1 protein-coding gene is annotated in these 1,694 nt (G+C 73.6%); it reads left to right on the top strand.

Annotated features, from left to right (window positions below):
• On the top strand, positions 1-1,563 hold a 1,563-nt coding region (locus HK417_RS24220; protein WP_222273236.1), incomplete at its 5' end, for an IS1634 family transposase.
• Positions 1,564-1,694: the final 131 nt, after the last annotated feature.

A 1,694-nucleotide genomic window follows, 5' to 3' on the forward strand; every position in this document is an offset into this window, starting at 1 on the left:
CAGGTCGGCGCCGAGCCCGGCGGCGGGCTGACGATCACCGACTCCCGGCCGGCGGGCGGGGCGTGGCTGCTGGACGGGCTGTGGCAGCAACTCGGGATCGGCGAGGCGCTGCGCGAGGTGCTCGGCGGGCGGCGGTTCGGCACCGACGTCGAGCGGGTGGCGTTCGCGTTGGTGGCCAACCGGGCGCTGGCCCCGGCCAGCAAGCTGGCCACCGCCGAGTGGGCCAGCTGCGACGTGGCCATCCCGGGACTGACCGGGATGACCGAGGATCAGGCCTACCGGGCGATGGACCTGCTGGTCGAGGCCGACACCGACGCCCGGGTGCAGGAGGCGGTGTTCTTCGCCGTGGCCACCCTCCTCAACCTCGAGGTCGACCTGCTGTTCTTCGACACCACCAGCACCTACTTCGAACGCGACACCGAGGACCCAGCCGCCTCGGACGCCGGAACGCCCGCCGGCGGTGAGGAACCCGGCGGGGCCGGCGGCGCGGCGGGGTTTCGCCGGTATGGCCACTCCAAGGACTCCCGGCCCGATCTGCCGCAGATTGTCATCGGCCTGGCCGTCACCCGGGAGGGAATCCCGGTGCGGGTGTGGTGCTGGCCGGGCAACACCAACGACGCCGCGATCCTGCCGCAGGTCAAGGACGACCTGCGGGCCTGGCGGCTGGGCCGGGTGGTCACCGTGGTCGACCGCGGGTTCTCCTCCGCGGCGAACCTGGACTACCTGCGCCGGGCCGGCGGGCACTTCATCGCCGGGGAACGGATGCGCGCCGGCACCCCACACGTCGAGCAGGTGCTGGCCCGCCAGGGCCGCTACCGGACCGTGCGGGACAACCTGCGGGTCAAAGAGGTGCGGCTCGAGTCCGCCCCCGGACTGCGCTGGGTGCTCTGCCACAACCCCGACGAGGCCGACCGTCAAGCCGCGCAGCGCGATGCCGCCGTGGAACGCACCCGAGCCGAGCTGGCCCGGATCGCCGCGGCCCGCTCCCGGCTGACCACCACCAAGCCCACCACCGCGGCCGCCACCCGCCGCCGCGAGGCCGAGCTGACCAGCCACACCCGCGCCGAGTGCGCGCTGCGCGACCACCCGGCGCTGGGCCGCTGGCTACGCCAAGACGCCCGCGGCCGGCTGGTCCTCGACACCACCAAGATCCGCGCCGAGGCCCGGCTGGACGGCAAGTACCTGCTGGTCACCTCCGACCCCGACCTCTCCGCCGAGGACGTCGCGCTGGGCTACAAGAACCTGCTCGAGGCCGAACGCGGCTTCCGCGACCTGAAGTCCACCCTGGAGCTGCGGCCGGTCTACCACCGCCTGGAACCGCGGATCCGCGCCCACGTGCTGCTGTGCTGGCTGGCACTGCTGCTCATCCGGGTGGCCGAGCGGCGCACCGGCCAGACCTGGCCGGCCCTGGCTCGCGAGCTCGGCCGGCTGCACGCCGTCACCCTCACCGGGCCGACCGGCACGGTCACCCAGACCACCGAGCTCACCACCGCCCAGCAGGGCATTCTTCGCGCCTGCGAGCTCACCCTGCCGCCCCGGATCACCGCCCTGCACCCTGCCTGACCTGGGCGAACGCCGCAGACAGCACATCCCAGACGTGTAGTCACACGCTCGCGACACGGCCTGATGCCCATCGCCGCAGCTCAACCCCCGGATCCGGCGACCACGTCGACCTACCAACTGCGGAACCCGGG

The organism is Modestobacter marinus, from assembly GCF_019799945.1.
Lineage (GTDB): Bacteria > Actinomycetota > Actinomycetes > Mycobacteriales > Geodermatophilaceae > Modestobacter > Modestobacter marinus_B.